Origin of the sequence: Ancylobacter crimeensis, assembly GCF_023016805.1 — a bacterium.
Lineage (GTDB): Bacteria > Pseudomonadota > Alphaproteobacteria > Rhizobiales > Xanthobacteraceae > Ancylobacter > Ancylobacter crimeensis.
Genome location: NZ_JALKCH010000001.1, coordinates 251,013 through 264,308 on the forward strand (window position 1 = coordinate 251,013; position 13,296 = coordinate 264,308).

A 13,296-nucleotide genomic window follows, 5' to 3' on the forward strand; every position below is an offset into this window, starting at 1 on the left:
ACCGGAACAGGCCGTGAACGGATCAGCGCGTAAGGCGCTTCCGGTTGGCCCGGACCTTCCGGCGATACATCGCTACCACCTTAGGTGCCGCGCGGTCGAGCCGTCCCGTGGCGGCCGCCTTGGCGAGCTCGGCCTGAGCCGAGCCGAGCGCGCGCATCTTCTCGCTCACCATGCGGGTGGCCTCGATGCCGCTGTCCGGATGCCCGCTGGCGAAGCGAGCCATTCGCAGCGCGATCACCATGTTCGCCTCGGCGGTGAGGCGTGCCATCGCAAAACCAAGGCTCATCCAGCGTGCGGGATTCATCATGGCGGGGTCCTGTGTCGCGGGGATACGCGTTTCGAAAGGTGTCGGTCCCGGTCGGGCACCACCTGCAAGAACCGCGCCCCACCCTTGCGGTTCCCGCCGGGCCGTCGTCTTCCGTTGGACATGCAACGGGTGTAAGTGGCCGAACCCGGTGCTCGACGCGGAATGTCCGCCTGCAGTGCCGCCAGATCAGGGATAAGAGCCATGACGGAGACGAAAGCGCGCATCGCGATCCTGGGAGCCTCGGGCTATACCGGCGCCGAGCTGGTGCGCCTTCTGGCCCGCCATCCGCGCGTGTCCATCGTCGCCCTCACGGCCGACCGCAAGGCGGGTCAGAGCATGGCGGAGGTGTTCCCGCAATTCGCTCCGCTGACCCTGCCGCCGCTGGTGACCATCGACGAGGTGGACTGGACGGGCGTCGATCTCGCCTTCTGCGCGTTGCCCCACGGCACCACCCAGCAGGTCATCAAGCGCACGCTCGATGCCAATCCGCAGCTCAAGATCGTTGATCTTTCAGCCGATTTCCGTCTGCGCGATCCGGGTGCCTATGAGGAGTGGTACGGCCACGCCCATCAGGCGCTGGAACTGCAGCAGGAGGCCGTCTACGGCATCGTCGAACTGTATCGCGAGGATGTGCGCAAGGCGCGGCTGGTCGCCAATCCGGGCTGCTACACCACCACCGCGATCCTGCCGGTCGTTCCGTTGATCGAGGCGGGGGCGATCGATCCGTCGGTGATCGTGGTCGACGCCAAGAGCGGGGTCACCGGGGCGGGGCGTTCGGCGAAGGAGTCGCTGCTCTACACCGAGGTGACGGACGGCATGCATGCCTATGGCGTCGGCTCGCACCGGCATACGGCGGAACTCGACCAGGAATATTCCAAGGCCGCCGGCCGCAGCGTGGTGCCGAGCTTCACGCCGCACCTTATCCCGATGTCGCGTGGCATCTATGCGACGATCTATGTGAACACCGCACCCGGCGTCGATGCGGCCGGCGTTCATCGCGTGCTGGCGGATTTCTATGCGTCCGAAGCCTTTGTGCATGTTCTGCCGCTCGGGCAGGTGCCGCAGTCGCGCTTCGTGAAGGGCTCGAACATGTGCTTCATCGGGGTCGCCAAGGATCGCGTGCCGGGGCGGGTCATCGTCATCTCGACCACCGATAATCTGGTGAAGGGCGCGTCGGGGCAGGCGGTGCAGAACATGAATGTCATGCTCAGCTATCCCGAGACGCTCGGGCTGGAGCAGATTGCGCTGTTCCCCTGAAAAATAAAACCTGCGTATCAGATGGATACGCAGGTTTTCTGATCCTTTGCGTTCACGGCGCTGGCGGGTTGGTGGAGAAGGCGGGCGTCAGCGCGCCATTGGCCCAGAGATAGTCGGCCCAGCACGCCGCGCCCGGCGCCGCATTGCACTGGAAGCGGCTGACCTTCAGGAAAAGTCGCGTCGTTTCAGTGCCTTGCACAAGCACGGGGATGCTGCCCCGCGCTTCGACGGGCTGCTGGTAGCCCTTGCTCGACAGGGCGATGTCGATGGCGCAGCCGTCATTGGCGCAGAAGGCCGGCGAGGCGCCGATACAGTGCAGGTTTTGCGGGTTCAGCACGTAGTCCGGCAGGCCGTCATGGTCGAGATCAGCGGTCATCATGTCCGGCAAGGAATTGTCGGACGGGCGGCCGCCGAGCCGGTTGCAGGCCTCGTAATAGCGCCCGACGAGCTCCATCACCGGTCCCGGCGCCGGCGCGGGGGTCGCGATGGCGGTGGCTCCCGGAGGTGTTGATTTCTCGTTTGATGGCAATGGCTTGAGCGCGTCCCGCAAGGCTCCGATCCGCGCGACGTAGAGTGCGTTGAGGCAAGCCGTGTCGCTGCCGCATCTGGCGCGGGCGGCGAGGAAGGCGCGGGCGCCGTCGCGGCGCTCGGCGGTGCCGCCCATCAGCATCGGCACCTGGCTGTAGAGCTGCCACAGCGCTCCCATCTGGGAATCGAGGTCCGACAGCTTCGGATCGGCGCAGATCGCGCGCTCCTCCGGCGTCTTCGCTTTCGTGCAATCGAAGCTCGCGGCGCGGGCCTCGGGACCGTGCAGAATGGCGAGGCCGATGAGTGCAGTGAGGAGGACGATGAGTCCAGCCTCCCGCCGCACACGCCGGACCCTTGGTCGGTTCATGCCGTCACCCGCACATAGCTGCCCGGCGCGTCCTCGATCGGGGGATAGCGACCTTCGCCCGGGATGCGCGCGGCGACCCGGGTGCCGTCCTGCGCCTCCAGCCAGGCGAACCAGTCCGGCCACCAGGAGCCGGGATGCTGCTCGGCGCCGGCGATCCAGTCCTCGATCTTTCCGGCTGGGGCCTTGCCGGTCCAGTACTGGTACTTCGCCCGCGACGGCGGGTTCACCACGCCGGCGATGTGTCCCGACCCTGCCAGCACGAAGCGCGCCGCCGTGCCGAAAAGCTGCATGCCCAGATAGACGGAGGCTGCGGGGGCGATGTGGTCTTCCCGCGTCGCCAGCGAATAAGTGGGCAGGTTGATCTTCGAGAGGTCGAGCCTGTACCCCGCCAGCTCCAGCTCGCCCTTGGCCAGCCGGTTGTCGAGATAGCAGTTGCGCAAATAGAAGGAATGGTTCGCCGCCGGCAGACGGGTGGAATCCGAATTCCAGTACAGCATGTCGAACGGGAAAGGCGCCTGTCCCTTGAGGTAGTTGTTCACCACATAGGGCCAGATCAGGTCGTTGGCGCGCAGCATGTTGAAGGCGTTCGCCATGGTGCGGCCTTCCATGACTCCGCTCTCCAGCATCTTGCGCTCGAGATTCTGGATCTGGTCCTCGTCGATGAACACCTTCAGCTCGCCGGCCTGGGTGAAATCGACCTGCGTGGTGAGGAACGTCGCCGAGCGTATGCCGACATCCTTTTTCGCCGCCGCCAGCCAGGCCAGCGTGATGGCGAGCATGGTGCCGCCGACGCAATAGCCGACCGCGTTCACGTCTTCCGTTCCCGCCGCGCTCTTCGCGATGTCGATCGCGGTCAGCACGCCGTCCTTCATGTAGTCCTCGAACCCCTTGTCGCGCAGCGAGGGGTCCGGGTTCACCCAGGATACGACGAACACCGTCAATCCCTGCTCGACGGCCCAGCGGATGAAGGATTTCTCCGGGTTCAGGTCGAGGATGTAGAACTTGTTGATCCAGGGCGGCACGATGACGAGCGGCACCCGCAGCACCGTCTCGGTGGCCGGGCTGTACTGGATGAGCTGCATCAGCTCGTTCTGGAAGATCACCTTGCCCGGCGTCAAAGCGAGATTGCCCCCGACCTTGAACTTCGAGCTGTCGGTCTGGCGGATCTTCAGCTCGCCGCCGCCGGCCTCGATGTCCTCGGCCAGCATCTTCATGCCGCGCACAAGGTTCTCGCCGTTCGATTGCAGCGTCGTGCGCAGCAGTTCCGGGTTGGTGAGCACGAAATTGGAGGGCGAGACCGCACCGGCGATCTGGCGGACGTAGAAATCCGCCTTCTGCTTGGTGTGGGGGTCGACCTCCGCCTCCTTCACCAGCCCTTCCGCCCAGTTGGCGGTGAGGAGGTAGGTCTGCTTCAGCGCGTCGAAGAAGGGATTGGCGGACCATTCCGGGTCCTGGAACCGGCTGTCGCGCGGGGAGGGCGTGGCGACCGGCGGCTCGTCGGCGCCGCCGAGCCGCTTCAGCGTCGAGGACCACAGGGAGAGATAGCCGCCGATCAGCCGCGACTGCGCATCGACCGCGCGCTGGGGATCGAGCAGCCAGTATTCGGCGACATGGCCGAGCGTCTTCATCACATCGGCGATGTCCTCGGCGATGTCGTCCTTCACCGTGCCGTCCTCGCGGGGGCGCAGATAGGCGGCCATCGCCTTGCCGCCTTCCTCCACCAGCCGGGCGAGATTGCCGGCGAAGGCTTCGAGGTCGATGCCGCCGGCGGAAGACTGCGCGGCCTCGGGGGCCGGCCGGGCCGTTGCCGGGCCGGTCGGCTGGCGCGCCGCGGGCTGTGCGCCGGGTGGCGGGGGTGAAGATTTTGCGTGTGTCGCGGGATTGGCCGGCTCGGCCGCGGTCTTCGGGGCTGCGGCTGCGGAGAGGGCATCGGCGACGGCGGTGGCGATCTGCACCTTCATCTGCGCCGACACTTCGGCCGCCACCTGGGCCGCGAGGCTGGCGGACGCGCCGCCGCGCACAGCACCTGAAGCGCGTTTCGTGGCGGGCGAGGGCCTTGGAGCGGGCGCGGGTTTCGGGACCGTCCTGGGGGTGGGCCGGGCTCCGGCTGCGCCCGGATTGCGCTCGTGTGGCCCGTTGGGCTCGCGTGCACCCTTGCGCCCGCCCGGACCGGCGGCGGCGCCCGTGGCCTTCTGAGCGTCCGAAATCTGCGTGGCCGTGCCTTCGCCCGCGTTCATGGACGCCGGTGCGCGGGTGGAGCGCGCCGCGCCTGCCTTCGGCGCCGGAGCGCTCACCGCGGCCGCGGCCCTGCCGGCCGGCTTCGCGGCTGTGGATGTCGGCCGCGTTTTCGTCGCGGCACGGCCGGCCTGTGCCGGCGCTGTCGCGGCGGGGGCATGCACGCCTTCCGTCTTGCGCTGCGCGCTTGAGGCTCGCGGCTTCGTGGCCTTGCGTGCCGGCGCGGCGGCGGGCGAATCGGTCCGTTCGGCCGGTGCAGCGGCCAGCGGCAGGGCGTCGTCGGCCTTGATGTCGGTCTCGGCCGCGTTCTCAGGGTTTGTCGAATGGCTGGGGGCAGGCGACACGGGCGCGTTCCTGTTACTCACCGCGGGCTTATCGCGCGCTCGCCGCTGCTGGCGATGCGGCCATGAAAAGGCCGTCGCGATGGACCGCATCATAGCGGCGCGATATGGCAGTAGCGAGAGCGGTGCGCCATAAAGGGTGCGCCGACACGGGGAGGGTTCGCATGGCAGGGCTTCGGATCGCGGAGCTGGGCAACGGAGAGCTTCGGATCGCCGGGATTCGGATGGCGAGGTCCGGCGTGGCATCACGCGCCCGGCGCGGCGGAGCCGGGGCGGGTCCTCACTCCGACGGCACGCCCCGCAGCCGCCTTTCACCGGCCCTCGCGCTGGCGGCGCTCGGCTTCGGCGCTTTGCTCGCCGGTTGCTCGACGCCGCCCGGCACGCCTCCGGGCACCTCGCCCCTCGCCGCCTGGCTGCGCCCGCCGCCGCCGAACACCGACGCCCCCTTTCCCACCTTCGGCGCCCCGCCGCGCGACCCCAAGGCTCGCCCTGTGCTGGACGCCAAGGGGCAGGCGGCGATGCAGTCGAGCCTCGAATCGCAGGGCAGGGGGCAGGTTGCCGCCGTGCAGAGGCGCATCGAGCAGGAATCCGCCCGCCAGCAGCAGAACGACAGCGGAAGCGACGAAGGCGGCAGCGACGACGAGGGCAGCAAAACGGGACAGTGAGAGGGCGGGACCATCGTGGAACGCGCCGAGGACAGTGGCGCGCGCCGCGTTCTGTTCGATCGCATCGTGGCCTTGAGTTGCGGCGACGAAGACATGCGAAGCCTTTTCGCGCACTGCAGCACGGAGGCGTTGCGTGAGGTGATCCAGGGCCTCGAACAGGGGGAAGCCGCGATCCGGCGGAACGGCGGACGCCTTGAGGCGATCTGGAGCGACGAGGGATAGGCCAGAGCATCTGCGCAGCGGGCCGAGCGACGGTTGCGTCCTCCCGAACCGGGGCGCCCCGCCTACGCCGCAGGGCGTGAGGACCCGCCTCCAGGCAACCGCGCACCCGCCCTCGCCCTCGCCTTCACCCGGTGCCGCGCGCCGGGCTCCTGATGGAGGCATGAGGGCAGCCGGCGGGCTACGCCTCTTCCTCGATCGCGATCTGGGCGATCTGCGCGGCGCCGCCATTGAGATGCGAAGCGATCGCGTGGCCGAGCGCCACAGCCGCGATGCACAGCGCCACCGAGCCGCCGATATTCACCAGCGCCCGCAGCATCGCGCCGTTCCGCATCAGGTCCAACGTCTGAAGGCTGAAGGAGGAGAAGGTGGTGTAGCCTCCGCACAGCCCGATCATCACGAACAGGCGCAGATTCTCCGACACCGGAAAGCGCCCGGAGGCGAGGGTCAGCGTGCCGAACAGGCCGATGATGAAGGAGCCGGTGACGTTGATGAGGATCGTGCCCCACGGCAGGTCGCGGCTGATGGGCGCTGCGAGCACCGAAACGGTGTAGCGCCCCAGCGTGCCGAGAGCCCCTCCGAGCATGACCAGAAGGCAGGTGGTAAACGACATGAACGCTCCTCATGCTTGCGGACAGCCCGAAAGGTCGGGTCGCGGGTGGCGGACGCTGCCCGCCGGCACGAGGGGAGGTGAGGGCACGCTCCCGCCGGCCGGGCCGGGAAGGCCCGTTGCTGGCAGGAGTCATCAGCCCTTCGCGTCCCTGCGGGACCCGTGGGCGGTTTCGGGGGGACCCCATCCCCATCGTGGAGCAGCATAGGCGAGAGGGCGGTTTGGCCGCAATGCCCGGCGGCGAAAGCGAGGTGCCATCCCGGCCGAAATGGAAGGAAACGCGCGCCAGCGCGCCGGCATGAAGCCGCCCGACGCCGCGTGCGTGGCCCGCCTGCGCGGTGTTGTCGCGCGGGGTAACGCTCCGTTCACCCTAGTTCCGCCAACATGAAGCGGCATTGCTGCGTGACGTGCGCCGATATTTTGCTATGACGCTCCGTTCCTGCACGTCCTCGCCAGAAGGACGGCAGCGAGGAACCCTTTCGCCATCATCCCCGATCTCGTCCCTGCGCTCGAGTCAAAGACCATGACCGACTTCCACCGTATCCGCCGGCTGCCGCCCTACGTCTTCGAGCAGGTCAACCGCGTGAAGGCCGCCGCTCGCAACGCCGGCGCCGACATCGTGGACCTCGGCATGGGCAATCCCGACCTCGACGCCCCGGCCCATGTGGCGGAGAAGCTGAAGGAGACGATCGGCAAGCCGCGCACCGACCGCTACTCCGCCTCCAAGGGCATTCCCGGCCTGCGCCGCGCGCAGGCCGCCTATTACGAGCGCCGCTTCGGCGTGAAGCTCGACCCAGACAAGCATGTCGTCGCGACGCTGGGCTCGAAGGAAGGCTTCGCCAACATGGCGCAGGCCATCACCGCGCCGGGCGACGTGATCCTGGTGCCGAACCCGTCCTACCCGATCCACGCCTTCGGCTTCCTGATGGCGGGCGCGGCGATCCGCTCGGTGCCCTGCGAGCCGGGGCCGGAGTTCTTCCACGCGCTTGAGCGCGCGGTCGCCCATTCGATTCCCTCGCCGCTCGCCCTCGTGCTCTGCTACCCGTCCAATCCGACGGCGCAGGTGGCCGATCTCGATTTCTACCGCGACGTGGTCGCCTTCGCGAAGAAGCACGACCTGATCGTGCTCTCCGACCTCGCTTATTCCGAGGTCTATTTCGACGACAACCCGCCCCCCTCGGTGCTGCAGGTGCCGGGCGCGATGGACGTGACGGTGGAGTTCACCTCCATGTCCAAGACCTTCTCCATGGCCGGCTGGCGCATGGGCTTCGCGGTCGGCAATGAGCGCCTGATCGCCGCGCTGGGCCGGGTGAAGTCCTATCTCGACTACGGCGCGTACACCCCGATCCAGGTCGCCGCCACCGCCGCTCTCAACGGCCCGCAGGACTGCATCGCCGAGATGCGGGCTGTGTACAAGAAGCGCCGCGACGTGCTGGTGGACAGCTTCGGCAAGGCCGGCTTCGACATACCGGTGCCGAACGCCTCGATGTTCGCCTGGGCGCCGATCCCCGAGAAGTTCCGCGATCTCGGCAGCGTCGAATTCGCCAAGCTGCTGATCGAGAAGGCGGAGGTGGCGGTGGCCCCCGGCGTCGGCTTCGGCGAGCATGGCGACGGCTATGTGCGCATCGCCATGGTGGAGAACGAGCAGCGTATTCGACAGGCTGCGCGCAACATCCGCCGGTTCCTTGAAACGGGGGCGGAAACGTTGCACAACGTGGTTCCCCTCGCCGCGGCGCGCTGACGTTCGGACCTTCCGGACAGCGCCGCTCCTTCAAGCTGTTGCGTCCGGAAGTTCATATGGCGTCGCCCCTCAGGATTGGCTTGGCCGGCCTCGGCACGGTCGGGAGCGGGGTCGTTCGCATGCTTGCCCGCCGCCGCGACGGATTAGCGGCCGCGACCGGCCGTGCCGTCGAGGTGGTGGCGGTGAGTGCGCGCGACCGCAACCGTCCCCGCGACTGCGATCTCTCCTCCGTCCGCTGGTTCGACGATCCGGTCGCGCTGGCGAAAGATCCCGACATCGACGTGTTCGTCGAACTGATCGGCGGCCATGACGGCCCGGCTCGCGCCGCGGTGGAAGCCGCGCTCGGGGCCGGCACGCCGGTGGTGACCGCCAACAAGGCGCTGCTCGCCCATCACGGAATCGCGCTTGCCGCGGCCGCGGAAGCGTCCGGCGCCGGGCTCTATTTCGAGGCGGCGGTGGCCGGGGGAATACCCGTGGTCAAAACGCTGCGCGAGGCGCTGATCGGCAACGAGATCGAGCGCGTCTCCGGCATCCTCAACGGCACCTGCAACTTCATCCTCACCAAGATGCAGGACGAGGGCGTCTCCTTCGAGGCCGCGCTCGCCGAGGCGCAGGCGCTGGGCTATGCCGAGGCCGACCCGACCTTCGATGTCGACGGCTTCGACACCGCCCACAAGCTCGCCATCCTCGCCAGCCTCGCCTTCGGGCTCGCCCCGGACCCGGAGGCGATCCACATCGAGGGCATCCGCTCGATCACGCTGGCCGATCTCAACGCGGCGGAAGAACTCGGCTACCGGGTGAAACTGCTGGGCGTCGCCCTGCGCACCGCGACCGGCGTCGAGCAGCGCGTGCACCCGACCATGGTGCCGAAGCACTGGCCCATCGCGCAGGTGTCCGGCGTCACCAATGCGGTGGCGGTGGACGGCGACGCGGTGGCGCTCACCCTCGTCGGCCCCGGCGCGGGCGGCGATGCCACGGCCTCGGCGGTGGTCGCGGATCTCGCCGACATCGCGGCCGGGCGCGGCGCGAAGCCCTTCGGCATCGCGGCGTCGGCGCTGCGTCCCGCCGAGCTGGTGGCGATCCAGGGCCATGAGGGCGGCTACTACATCCGTCTCGCCGTGGTGGACCGGCCGGGCAGCGCGGCGACCATCGCCCGCCACATGGCCGAGCAGAACATCTCGCTCGAATCCATCATGCAGCACCGTCGCGGCCGCCCCCATGGCGGGGAGCGCGCCGATGCGGCGGCGGATCCGGCGCCGGTGGTGCTGATCACCTATGCCACGACGGAAGAGGCGGTGCGCCGGGCGATCGCCGCCATCGAGGCGGACGGCGTCATCACGGCGCCGCCGCAGATGATTCGAATAGAGAAGGATTGAGGGGCTTCACGATGGCGGAAATCACGGTCAAGGCGAGCCAGGCGCTCGAGCGCATCCTGACGCTCGAACTGGTCCGCGTCACCGAGCGCGCGGCTGTGTGCTCGGCACATCTGCGCGGGCGCGGCGACGAGAAGGCGGCGGACAAGGCCGCGGTGGACGCCATGCGCCGCGAGCTGAACCGCCTGCCGATCACCGGGCGCATCGTCATCGGCGAGGGTGAGCGCGACGAGGCGCCGATGCTCTATATCGGCGAGGAGGTCGGCACCCGGCAGGGCCCGCCGGTGGACATCGCGGTCGACCCGCTGGAGGGCACCACCCTCTGCGCCAAGAACATGCCCGGCTCCATCGCGGTGATGGCGATGGCCGAGGGCGGCACGCTGCTCTACGCCCCCGACGTCTACATGGAAAAGATCGCGATCGGCCCCGGTTACCCGAAGGGCACGATCAGCCTCGACGCCAGCCCGGCCGAGAACATCCACTCGCTGGCCCGCGCCAAGGGCGTGAAGCCGTCCGAGATCAACGCCCTGATCCTCGACCGCCCGCGCCATGCCGCGATCATCGAAGCGGTGCGCGCGACAGGCGCCTCGGTGCAGCTCATCACCGACGGCGACGTGGCCGGCGTGATCCATACCTCCGACCCGGAGGAGACCGGCGTCGACATCTATATGGGCACCGGCGGCGCTCCGGAAGGTGTGCTTGCGGCCGCGGCGCTGCGCTGCATCGGCGGCGAGATGTACACCCGCCTCATCCTCGACAGCGAGGAGAAGCGCGAGCGCGCCCGCAAGATGGGCGTCGCCGACGGCAAGAAGATCTACGAGGTCACCGACATGGTGCGCGGCGACTGCCTGTTCGCGGCGACCGGCGTGACCACCGGCAACCTGCTGAAGGGCGTGAAATACGGCAAGGACGTCATCAAGACCCACACGGTCGTGATGCGCTCCGCCTCCGGCACCGTGCGCTGGATCGAGGCCGAGCACCGGGACTTCTCGAAGTTCCAGCTCGGTTGAGCCGGGGTCGGCCTGCCGTATGACACGGAGAGGGAAGGGCGCTTCGGCGCCCTTTTCCACGCCGGGTTCGTTTAGGCGCCCGGCGCCGTTGGCGCGGCGCGGTCAAGCCGGCGTCCGCGTGGCGAGGTTGCAGCGCGCCGCTGCCCGCGGCTGTCCATGACGGCTGGCAACTGCCGCCGCTGTGACGTGACCTGCGGCGTTTCGACCATGTGGGCTCTTGGTCCTATGACCTGTGTTCTGTATACCAGAAGGCGCTGCCGGTGCCCTCGACCGGGTGCCGACGACAGGTAGAAAAGGGAACGACCCATGCCCGCATCTCAGACCCAGGGCCATCATTCGCCGCTGGTGCCGCTCTTCGCCGATTTCGACGCAAAGCTCGCGGCCGACGACTACAAGGGTTTCGCCGCCGCCTTCGCCGCCTTCGTGAAGGACAACGAGACCTCGCGCTATCTCGCGCTGGAAGCCGTGCCCTTCAAGATCGCCGACCACCTTACCACGAAGTTCGGCTCTTCCTCGGCCGTGACGACCTTCACCCTGCGCCGCTCGACCTGGGCGACCGAGGTGCAGAACGCCCTGTCCTCCGGCCCCGAAGCCTTCGTGAAGCTGATCGACGAGATCGAGGGCCAGGTCGTCGAGCTGACCAAGGCGGCGAAGAAGCCGAGCTGACGTCTTCCGGGCAAAGGCGCGCGGCTTTATTGCCCGCATCCCGGACGGCCCAGGCCGCTCCGGGATCGCTCGCCGCCGGCTGCGCCTGCGGCCGGGATGACGGCGGGCGAAGCGCGTATCGCTACGACGCTGCGCCCGCCCGCAGCTCCGCCACCGTTCGCCCCTTGCCGCCCATGAAGAAGTCCACGCCGATCCGCACCATTGGCGGCTGGGAGGCGTGGGGGCCGTCATATTCCAGATAGAGCAGATCGTAGCCTGCCGCGCGCAGCTTGGCGGCGTGGGAGCGGCCGGCGGTGTCGATGGGCGTCTGGGTGTCCTGCCGGCCGTGCGCGATGAACACCTTCGGCTCGCCCTCCTGCGCCAGCACGGTCATGAAGCCGGCCGAGAACGCCATGATGTGGCTGACGAGCCGACCGTTCGACAGGCCCGTGGAGAGCGCGTAGCTGCCGCCGTCCGAATGGCCGGAAAAGGCGAAATGCGTCGGGTCGAGCGCGAATCGGTCGGCCACGAAGGCGAGCGCGGTGTCGAGCCGCTCGCGGTCCGGCCCGTTGCCGGCGATCACGATGTCCCATGTCGGAAACAGCGATTGCGGCACCAGCAGCAGGAAGCCGCGTTCCTCGGCGTGCGTGCGCAGGATCGGCATGATCTTTTCCGCGCTGCCGCCGCCGCCGTGGAACAGCGTGACCAGCGGCGTCGGCGCGCGCGGATCGACGCCCTCCGGCACGATCAGCACGGCGTCGCGCTCGGCGAAGAGGCCGAGATCGTGCCCGCCCGGCGCCAGCGCGGGCAAAGTGGGGGTGCGGTGGGTGAAGGTGAGCCGTCCGGCAAGCGAAAGGTCGAGCATGGCCGGCACATTAACCGCGCGGGCGCCGGGAGCAAGCTCGACAGCGAAAGGACGGCACCGGAGTAACGATCAGCTTTTCCGATGATTGCGGCGTGATCATGAGCAGCTTATGTGCAGGACGCAGGGCTGGTATCACCACTCCGGCTTTTACTTCCGGCGTCGGGCGGGTTACGTCGGATGCCTCCCGCGATCCCTTCGGACCGCGCGGCCGTGCGGTTGCCCCATGCCCTTCAGAGACAAGCTGCTCGCCATCGCCGTCGTCTGCGCGTGGGCGCTTAACATCATCATCGTCAAGCTGGGCACGGCGGAGATCCCGCCCATCTTCATCAGCGCGCTGCGCTTCATGCTCGTGGCGGCGCTGGTGGCACCCTTCACCCGGCTCACCCGGCAGCAATTGCCGTGGGTGCTGGTGGTGTCGGTCACCTTCGGCATCATGCATTTCGGCCTGCTGTTCATCGCGTTGTCGATGGCCGAGGCCGGCACCTCCTCGATCCTGGTCCAGCTCGGCGCCCCGATCGCCACCGTGCTGGCCTGCATCGTGTTCAAGGAACGCTTCGGCCCGCTGCGCATGATCGGGCTCGCGCTGTCGGTGGTGGGCATCGTGGTGCTCGCCGCCGGGCCGACCCTGCCCGCGCCGCTGCCGCTGGCCCTGCTGCTGCTGAGCGCGACCGGCTGGGCTGTGACCAACCTCATCATCAAGAGCATGCCGAAGATCCAGCCTCTCACCATGATGGGCTGGTCCTCGCTGTTCGCCGCGCCGCAGCTGATGCTCGCCTCGTTCTTTCTGGAGCACGATCAGCTCGCCTCGCTGCACACCGCGAGCTGGCACGGCTGGCTGTGCATCGTCTACAGCGCGATCATGTCGTCCATCATCGCCTATGGCATCTGGTACTGGCTGCTGCAACGCCATCCGATCAATACGGTGGTGCCCTATTCCATGCTGAACCCGCTGCTCAGCGTGTTGTTCGGCATCCTGATGCTCGGCGAGCTGCCGGCACCGGTGAAGCTGGTGGGCTCGGTCGTGATGATGGCTGGCGTCGCCCTCATCCTGCGTCCCGAGCGTGCGGCGGCGGTGCCCGAGCGGGCTTGAGAGAAGGAGCAGGCGCCGTCGCGCCGCGCTCCCGCCGCTCCCG

General features: G+C 68.4%; 14 protein-coding genes and 1 riboswitch. Of the genes, 9 read left to right on the forward strand and 5 right to left on the reverse strand.

Annotation, left to right across the window (positions count from 1 at the left end):
* Positions 1 to 22: 22 nt before the first annotated feature.
* A complete protein-coding gene (locus MWN34_RS01085; protein WP_247025778.1) occupies positions 23 to 307 on the reverse strand; it encodes a hypothetical protein in 285 nt (94 codons plus the stop codon).
* A gap of 201 nt (positions 308 to 508) precedes the next feature.
* Between MWN34_RS01085 and argC the strand changes: the two genes are divergently transcribed.
* Positions 509 to 1,564: an N-acetyl-gamma-glutamyl-phosphate reductase gene (argC, locus tag MWN34_RS01090; RefSeq protein WP_247025779.1), complete on the forward strand. Its 1,056-nt coding sequence runs from the start codon at positions 509 to 511 to the stop codon at positions 1,562 to 1,564.
* Positions 1,565 to 1,616: 52 nt separating this feature from the next.
* On the opposite strand, the gene MWN34_RS01095 is transcribed toward argC, so the two are convergent.
* Positions 1,617 to 2,459 (reverse strand): lysozyme inhibitor LprI family protein, encoded by an 843-nt coding sequence (locus MWN34_RS01095; RefSeq protein ID WP_247025780.1) that lies wholly within the window; start codon positions 2,457 to 2,459, stop codon positions 1,617 to 1,619.
* A complete protein-coding gene (phaC, locus tag MWN34_RS01100) occupies positions 2,456 to 4,432 on the reverse strand; it encodes a class I poly(R)-hydroxyalkanoic acid synthase (protein WP_247025781.1) in 1,977 nt (658 codons plus the stop codon). Before phaC ends, MWN34_RS01095 begins: the two co-directional genes overlap by 4 nt.
* 238 nt (positions 4,433 to 4,670) lie before the next feature.
* Here phaC and MWN34_RS01105 point away from each other — a divergent pair, with 238 nt between their 5' ends.
* From MWN34_RS01105 to MWN34_RS01115, 3 genes are all read left to right on the forward strand, one after another.
* A complete protein-coding gene (locus MWN34_RS01105) occupies positions 4,671 to 5,171 on the forward strand; it encodes a hypothetical protein (protein ID WP_247025782.1) in 501 nt (166 codons plus the stop codon).
* A gap of 103 nt (positions 5,172 to 5,274) precedes the next feature.
* Entirely contained in the window at positions 5,275 to 5,700 is a 426-nt protein-coding gene (locus tag MWN34_RS01110; RefSeq protein WP_247025783.1) for a hypothetical protein, read from the forward strand.
* 15 nt (positions 5,701 to 5,715) lie between these two features.
* Positions 5,716 to 5,922, forward strand: coding sequence for a hypothetical protein (locus tag MWN34_RS01115; protein WP_247025784.1), 207 nt, complete (start codon positions 5,716 to 5,718; stop codon positions 5,920 to 5,922).
* 178 nt (positions 5,923 to 6,100) lie between these two features.
* On the opposite strand, the gene crcB is transcribed toward MWN34_RS01115, so the two are convergent.
* Positions 6,101 to 6,532, reverse strand: coding sequence for a fluoride efflux transporter CrcB (crcB, locus tag MWN34_RS01120; protein WP_247025785.1), 432 nt, complete (start codon positions 6,530 to 6,532; stop codon positions 6,101 to 6,103).
* 116 nt (positions 6,533 to 6,648) lie between these two features.
* A riboswitch (Fluoride riboswitch) is annotated at positions 6,649 to 6,729 on the reverse strand.
* A 323-nt stretch (positions 6,730 to 7,052) separates the two neighbouring features.
* On the opposite strand from crcB, the gene MWN34_RS01125 reads away from it, so the two are divergent.
* The 4 genes from MWN34_RS01125 (at position 7,053) to MWN34_RS01140 (ending at position 11,319) form a co-directional block, all read left to right on the forward strand.
* On the forward strand, positions 7,053 to 8,270 hold the full coding sequence (locus tag MWN34_RS01125) for an LL-diaminopimelate aminotransferase (RefSeq protein WP_247025786.1): 1,218 nt from the start codon (positions 7,053 to 7,055) through the stop codon (positions 8,268 to 8,270).
* 56 nt (positions 8,271 to 8,326) lie between these two features.
* Complete coding sequence (locus tag MWN34_RS01130; RefSeq protein ID WP_247025787.1) at positions 8,327 to 9,646, forward strand: homoserine dehydrogenase; 1,320 nt, start codon at positions 8,327 to 8,329, stop codon at positions 9,644 to 9,646.
* A gap of 11 nt (positions 9,647 to 9,657) precedes the next feature.
* Entirely contained in the window at positions 9,658 to 10,653 is a 996-nt protein-coding gene (glpX, locus tag MWN34_RS01135) for a class II fructose-bisphosphatase (protein WP_247025788.1), read from the forward strand.
* Positions 10,654 to 10,959: 306 nt separating this feature from the next.
* Positions 10,960 to 11,319 carry a hypothetical protein gene (locus MWN34_RS01140; protein ID WP_247025789.1) on the forward strand — a complete coding sequence of 120 codons (360 nt, stop codon included), beginning with the start codon at positions 10,960 to 10,962 and terminating at the stop codon, positions 11,317 to 11,319.
* Between the two features lie 121 nt (positions 11,320 to 11,440).
* Here MWN34_RS01140 and MWN34_RS01145 read toward each other — a convergent pair whose 3' ends face one another.
* The gene (locus MWN34_RS01145; RefSeq protein WP_247025790.1) at positions 11,441 to 12,163 is read right to left on the reverse strand and encodes an alpha/beta hydrolase; all 723 of its coding nucleotides are present in this window, start codon (positions 12,161 to 12,163) and stop codon (positions 11,441 to 11,443) included.
* 223 nt (positions 12,164 to 12,386) lie between these two features.
* Here MWN34_RS01145 and MWN34_RS01150 point away from each other — a divergent pair, with 223 nt between their 5' ends.
* Positions 12,387 to 13,253, forward strand: coding sequence for a DMT family transporter (locus tag MWN34_RS01150; RefSeq protein ID WP_247025791.1), 867 nt, complete (start codon positions 12,387 to 12,389; stop codon positions 13,251 to 13,253).
* Positions 13,254 to 13,296: the final 43 nt, after the last annotated feature.